5 protein-coding genes and 1 tRNA gene are annotated in these 6,224 nt (G+C 74.9%); 3 read left to right on the top strand and 3 right to left on the bottom strand.

Annotation, left to right across the window (positions count from 1 at the left end):
* Nucleotides 1–185 precede the first annotated feature (185 nt).
* Nucleotides 186–863 carry a TNT domain-containing protein gene (locus ACFV0G_RS33200; protein ID WP_380556033.1) on the top strand — a complete coding sequence of 226 codons (678 nt, stop codon included), beginning with the start codon at nt 186–188 and terminating at the stop codon, nt 861–863.
* 160 nt (nt 864–1,023) lie between these two features.
* Nucleotides 1,024–1,800, top strand: a complete 777-nt coding sequence (locus tag ACFV0G_RS33195; RefSeq protein ID WP_380556031.1) for an SDR family oxidoreductase — start codon at nt 1,024–1,026, stop codon at nt 1,798–1,800.
* 20 nt (nt 1,801–1,820) lie between these two features.
* On the opposite strand, the gene ACFV0G_RS33190 is transcribed toward ACFV0G_RS33195, so the two are convergent.
* The 3 genes from ACFV0G_RS33190 to ACFV0G_RS33180 form a co-directional block, all read right to left on the bottom strand.
* Nucleotides 1,821–1,895, bottom strand: a tRNA-Trp gene (locus ACFV0G_RS33190).
* Nucleotides 1,896–2,023: 128 nt separating this feature from the next.
* Nucleotides 2,024–2,581, bottom strand: a complete 558-nt coding sequence (locus ACFV0G_RS33185; protein WP_380556029.1) for a GNAT family N-acetyltransferase — start codon at nt 2,579–2,581, stop codon at nt 2,024–2,026.
* Between the two features lie 86 nt (nt 2,582–2,667).
* The gene (locus ACFV0G_RS33180) at nt 2,668–3,972 is read right to left on the bottom strand and encodes a serine hydrolase domain-containing protein (RefSeq protein ID WP_380556027.1); all 1,305 of its coding nucleotides are present in this window, start codon (nt 3,970–3,972) and stop codon (nt 2,668–2,670) included.
* 563 nt (nt 3,973–4,535) lie between these two features.
* On the opposite strand from ACFV0G_RS33180, the gene dacB reads away from it, so the two are divergent.
* Nucleotides 4,536–6,107, top strand: a complete 1,572-nt coding sequence (gene dacB, locus ACFV0G_RS33175; protein ID WP_380556025.1) for a D-alanyl-D-alanine carboxypeptidase/D-alanyl-D-alanine-endopeptidase — start codon at nt 4,536–4,538, stop codon at nt 6,105–6,107.
* The last annotated feature ends 117 nt before the right edge of the window (nt 6,108–6,224 follow it).

Genomic DNA, 6,224 nt, shown 5'->3' with positions numbered 1-6,224 from the left:
GGGGGGCCCCCCCGGGGGGGGGGGCCCCCCTCCGGCATGCCCGCCGACCGACCGGCGTGCCCCGCCGCGCGGCGGCGACACGATCCCCACGGAGAGTTGACGGACCATCACGGATCGGCTTGCCTTGGTCACGTCACGAGCACGGAGGGTGACCTCCGGCTCCCCCGCCTCCCCACGGAGAGACCGTGCGCCTGCGCCTGCTCCTCGCCCCGATCGTCGCGGCCGCCGCGCTGGTCGGGCCCGCCGTGCCCGCCGCCTCCGCCGCGCCCGCGGCCACCGCGCCGGCCCCGGCCCGGACGACCCCGGCCACCGAGTGCTCGGCCGCCTTCCACGACGGCGACCCGCGGCTCGGCCCCGAGGACCTGCCGACGGCCGGGCCGGTCGGCCGCGAGCTGTTCGGCTACCGGCGCACCGGCGGGCTCGGCGAGCAGCAGTTCCTCGCCACGTACTACGGCCCGACCGCCAACTCCGGCTCCCCGGGCTGGATCTACCCGCCCGCCGACGGCTATGTCCGGCGCCCGGACGGGACCCCGATCGAGTTCACCGCCACCCTCGTCCCCGGCCAGGACATCGACCGCTACGGCAGCGAGTACGGCAGCTTCCTGGCCCCGGAGGGCCTGCCGTACGCCTCCCGGTCGATCCCGCCGCAGAGCCTGGACGGCACCCCGGCCGCGGGCTGCAACTACCACGACTACCGGGTGCTGAAGCCGTTCGCAGTGCACTCCGGCCCGATCGCCCCGTGGTTCGCCCAGCCCGGCCTCGGCCTGCAGTACCAGCTCGACGGCGCGCTGGTGTCCGGCGCTCCCACGAAGATCAACGTGATGTGGCTGGTCGACAACGGCTATCTGCAGCGCCTGGTCTGACGGCGCCCGGGCCGTCCGGCGAGCGCGGCACCGCTGCCGTCCGTATCGTACGAAACCCGGACGGGCCGGCCCTCCCGGCGGCCGGGTCCCGGGGATGCTGTGACAGAACGCGCGGGTCGCCGGTCCTCGTCGGCGACGGCGACCGGAAGGGCTGCGGCCGATGAAGAACGACACGATCCTGGTGACCGGCGCGACCGGCGTGCTCGGACGCGAGGTGCTGGAGCGGGCCCGCCGCACCGGTCGCCCGCTGCGGGCCACGACCCGCCGCGCCGCGCGGCCGGACGACGCGCAGGTCGCCTGGTACACCGCCGACCTGACCACCGGCGCGGGCCTGGACGAGGCACTCGCCGGGGTCGGCACGGTCATCCACTGCGCCAGCGACACCCGGCACCCGAAGAACGACGTCCCCGGCCTGGAACACCTGCTGGCCGCGGCCGGGCGGGCCGGGGTCGGACACCTCGTCAACATCTCGATCGTCGGCGTCGACCGGCTGCCGGTGGGCTACTACCGGATCAAGCTGGAGGGCGAGCGGCTGCTCGCGACCTCGGGCATCGGCTGGACGACCCTGCGGGCGACCCAGTTCCCCGAACTGCTGGACAGGGCCTTCGGGCTGCTCTCCCGGCTGCCGGTCGTCCCGGTTCCGGCGGGGGCGCTCTGCCAGCCCGTCGACCAGGGTGAGGTGGCGGACCGGCTGGTGGAACTGGCCCTGGGCGGACCGGCGGGCCGGGTGCCCGACCTGGCCGGGCCCGCGGTGCACCCGCTGGACGCCCTGGCCAGGGACTGGCTGCGGGCGGCGGGCAAGCGCCGGCCCGTACTGGCCCTCCCGCTGCCGGGCCGGATCGGCGCCGGCCTGCGCGCGGGCGCGCTCACGGCCCCCGGGCGGGCGGTGGGCCGCCGCACCTGGGAGGACTACCTCGCCGGGAAGGCCTCCCCCTGACCCTCCCGCGAGGTCTCTTGCTGGTCCGGCAGGATTCGAACCTGCGACACGCCGCTTTGGAGACGGCTGCTCTGGCCGGGCTGAGCTACGAACCAGTGCGTCGCCGAGGAATCGAACCTCGCCATCCCGAAGGAGCAGGGGTTACAGCCCCGCTTGCGTCCCAGCGCTCAACGCTCGTTGATGCCACGATCGTAGGGAGGGCGGCCGGGCCGGTGCGAGCGAATTACCGGCGCTCCGGGCGCTCCCGGTGCTCGCGGTCGAGGATGCCCATCTGGACGTGGTCGTGCCAGCGGCCGTGCCGGAACACCGCCTCGCGGCGGCGGCCCTCCTCGGTGAACCCGGCCCGGCGGTAGGCCGCGAGCGCGGGCGCGTTGTCGCCGTTGACGGTCAGTTCGATCCGGTGCAGGCCGAGCTCGGTGAAGCCGTGGTCGACCAGGGTGCGCACGGCGTCCGTGCCCAGACCCCGGCCCTGGTGCGGGGCGCCGACGAGAACGGCGAGGGTCGCGCAGCGGTCCTTCGGGTCGGCACCGTACAGGGTGACGTGCCCGACCAGCTCGCCCTCGTCGCGGGTGACCACGGACAGCCCGAGGTTGCACCCGGCGTTCTGACTCCACGTCCAGAACATCGCGGCGACCTCGGCGGCGGGCCGCGGGTGGGCCGGCCCGGTGACCTGCCGTACGGCGGTGGCCGGGTCGTTCCACCAGGCGACGAGGCGGTCGAGGTCCTCCTCGCGCAGCTCGCGCAGGCGCACCAGCGCCCCGGTCAGCACGGCCGGTGTCACGGTGGCCCCCTCGCTCGGCGGTGATCGTCCCGGCCGGATCGTAGCCGTCCGGGGGCGCCCGCGGACGGGCCGCCCCCGGATGCCGCTCAGTGCCCGGTGGGCGTTGCGGCCGGGGCGGGCGCCTGGTTCGGCACCCGGGCGGGCACCTGGGACGGGCTCGGGGCCGGGGCCGGCTTGGGGGGCTTGAGGTCGTAGACGTGCTGCGGCGTCACGACCTCGGTGACCGCCTTGGCGAGCAGGGTGCTCGGCGAGATGCCCTGGTAGCGGATGTCCGTGGTGGTGTGCAGCACCAGGGTGGCCCCGGCCTGCGGGAGGTACACCGCCACCGTCTGGTAGCCGGGGAGGGAGCCGTTGTGGCCGATCCAGCCGTGGTTGTCGAAGACTCCCAGGCCGTACCCGGCGCCCTCGACGCCGGTCGGCAGGAACGCCGTCCGCTGTGCCTGGGCCGCCGGCGAGAGCAGGGTGCCCTCGGCGACCACCCGGGCCCACTGCCGGAGGTCGGACACGTTCGAGACCATGGCCCCGGCGGCGCCGCCGATCGACGGGTTCCAGTCCGTGGCGTCCCCGACCGAGCCGTCGGCGGTCTGGTCGGTGTAGCCGTGCGCGTGCGGCGCCGGGAACTCCGCGCCCTCGGGGTAGAAGGTGTGCCGCAGCCCCGCCGGCGCGATCACGTGCTGCTGGAGGTAGCTGCCCAGCGGCCGGCCGCTCGCCTTCTCCACCACCAGCCCGAGCAGCGCGTAGTTGGTGTTGGAGTAGTGGTACTCCGTGCCGGGAGCGGCGGCGGGGTGCCGGAAGGCGTACGGGAGCACCTGCTCGGCGGTCCACTGCCGGTGCGGGTCGGCCGCCCAGGCCCGCCCCAGGTCGTCGTCGAGCATGTAGTCGAACAGGCCGCTGCGCATCTCCAGCAGGTGCCGCAGGGTGATCCGGTCGCCCTGCGGGACGCCCGGCGCGTACCGGGCGACCGGGTCGTCCAGGTGCACCCGGTGCCGGTCCACCAGTTGCAGCACGGCGGTGGCGGTGAAGGTCTTGGTGAGGCTGCCCACCCGCATGGCGATGTTGCCGGCGAGCGGGGTCCCGGTGGCCCGGTCGGCGACCCCGAAGGACCGCGTGTAGTCGCCCTTGCCGGGGATCGACAGGCTCACCACGGCCCCGGGCACGCCGGTCTGCTTCATGACCGCGGTGACGGCCCGGTCCAGCCGGGCGCGCACCTCCGGGGTCAGCCGCTGCGCCTCGGCCCCGGCCCGGGCCGACGCCCCGGCGGGATGGGCCACCGAGGCGATCGCGTGCGCGGCGGGACTCGCCACGAACAAACCGGCGGCGAGCGCGGCGCCGACGGCGGCAGTGCGGCGGCCGCCGGTGCGGCGGCCGCGGATCACGGAGTTGTCAGGCATGGTGCGCCCTTCCACGTGCGGGTCGCCTCGGCCGGCCACCCGGAGTACCCCCAGCCTCCGTCCCGCCGGACCCCCGTACCTCGGCCGCAGGGATGCACCCCGGCCTCCGCCGCAGGGATGGCACAGGGCCCGCCCTCCGCCCGGGGAGGGGGCCGCCGATCCCCGCCGATCCCCGTCGACCGCCTCGGACCGCCGTCCGCACCCGCCCCTAGCCGGCCGGGGCACGCGGGCCGGGCACGCGGGCCCGAAGGTCCGGAGCGGACCGGCGCACGGCCGCGGGCGCTGCGATCGTCCGACCGGATGACATTCCTCCCACGCACCGCCAGCAGTCCTACCGGTAGCGGGATATGTGCAGTTCGGGTCCTTACGATGCCGCCGTGGGCGCCCGGGGCGACGACGGCCCGGGTGCCCGCCGGCCCGCGCGAGGCGGGCCGCCACGCCCCGGGCCGACCGGGGCCGGCTCGACCCGGGGCTCCTCGGTCCCAGAAACGGCGGAACGCATGAGAGCGACGATCCGTGGCCGGCTGCGGGCCTGTGCCGCCGCCGCCGCGACACTCGCGGCCGTGGCGGCCACAGCCGTCGCCGGCCCCGCAGCGGCGGCGCACGACGACGACCTCGGGTCCGCCATCGAGGCGATCATGCACAAGCCCGGCTACGAGCACGCGCAGTGGGGCGTGCTGGAGATCGACGCCGCGAGCGGGAAGGTGATCCACTCCCGGTTCGCGAACCAGTTCTTCATCCCCGGCTCGACCACCAAACTGGTCACCATCTCCTCCGCCTGGCACACGCTGGGCCCCGACCACCGCTTCACCACCCCCGTGATGGCCACCGGCTCGCGCAACGGGTCGACGCTCAACGGGAACCTGGCGCTCGTCGCCCAGGGCGACCTGACGATGGGCGGGCGCACCAAGCCCGACGGCTCGGTGGACTACACGGACATCGACCACACCGAGGCCAGCCTGCCCGGCGCCAGCCTCACCCCCGAGAACCCGCTCGCCGGCCTGAACCAGATCGCCCGACAGGTGCACGACTCGGGCATCACCCGGGTCAACGGCAACGTGATCGTCGACCCCCGGCTGTTCACGCCCCCGGCGCTGGACCCGCAGCCCACCCCGATGATCATCAACGACAACCTCATCGACCTGCTCACCACCCCCACCTCGCCCGGGCAGCCCGCCAAGCTGTTCTGGCGCCCGCAGGTCGCCCCCTACCAGGTCACCTCCACCGTCCGGACGGTCGCGGCCGGCGGGGCGACGAACAACCAGGTCTCCGCATCCCCCGACGGCACCCGGATCGCCCTGTCCGGCACGATCGCCGCCGGCTCCGAGCCCCTGCTGAAGGTCTCCCCCGTCCAGGACCCGAACGCCTTCGGCCGCACCGCGCTGATCGAAGCCCTCGCCCGCGCCGGCGTCACCGTCAGCGCCGACCCCACCGGACCCAACCCGCAGGAAGCGCTGCCCGCCTCCTACGCCGGTGACCCGCAGGTGGCCGCGTACGTCTCCCCGCCGTACAGCCAGTACGCCAAGCTGATCCTGAAGGTCAGCCACAACCTCGGCGCCAACCTGGCCCTGTGCAACATGGCCGTCGCACGGGGCAGCGGCGACTGCTTCGACGCCTTCGGCATCGAGCACGCCTTCCTCACCGACGTCGCCCACGTCGACCCCACGCAGTTCCAGCTCGCCGACGGGCGCGGCGGTGTGGCGTCCGACCGGGCCACCCCGATCGGCCTCGACCAGATCCTCGCCTACTGGCTCCGCACACCCGACGCGGAGGCCTTCCGGCTCTCCCTGCCGATCCTGGGCGTCGACGGCAGCAACGGGATCTCCTGCACCACCGACTGCCCGGCCAAGGGCAAGGTCTTCGCCAAGCCCGGCACCGTCCTGGGCCTCGACCGGCTCAACCAGCAGATCGAGGTCGGTGCCCAGGAGGAGGCCGGCTACCTGCAGACCGACAGCGGCCGCCTGCACCTCTTCTACATCGGCGTCACCGGCGCGTCCAGCCCCGACCTGACGAGCTTCATCGGCATCTTCGACGACGTCAACCAGATCTCCGCCCTGCTCCAGGAACAGGCCTCGGCCGCCGAACACCACCACCCCGGCGCCGCACCGCCCCACGGCGGCCGCCCGACCCGCTGACCGCACCCGACCACCCCGCCCTCCGGGGCCCCGGGCCCCCCCCCCCCGGGCCCCGCGGGGGGGGGGGGGGGTTTTTTAAAAAAACAACCCCCCACAAGTGGGTGGGTTGGGGGTTGG

The sequence above is a fragment of the Kitasatospora sp. NPDC059571 genome (genome assembly GCF_042735675.1).
Taxonomy (GTDB): domain Bacteria; phylum Actinomycetota; class Actinomycetes; order Streptomycetales; family Streptomycetaceae; genus Kitasatospora.
This window is presented reverse-complemented; position numbering and strand designations above follow the sequence as displayed.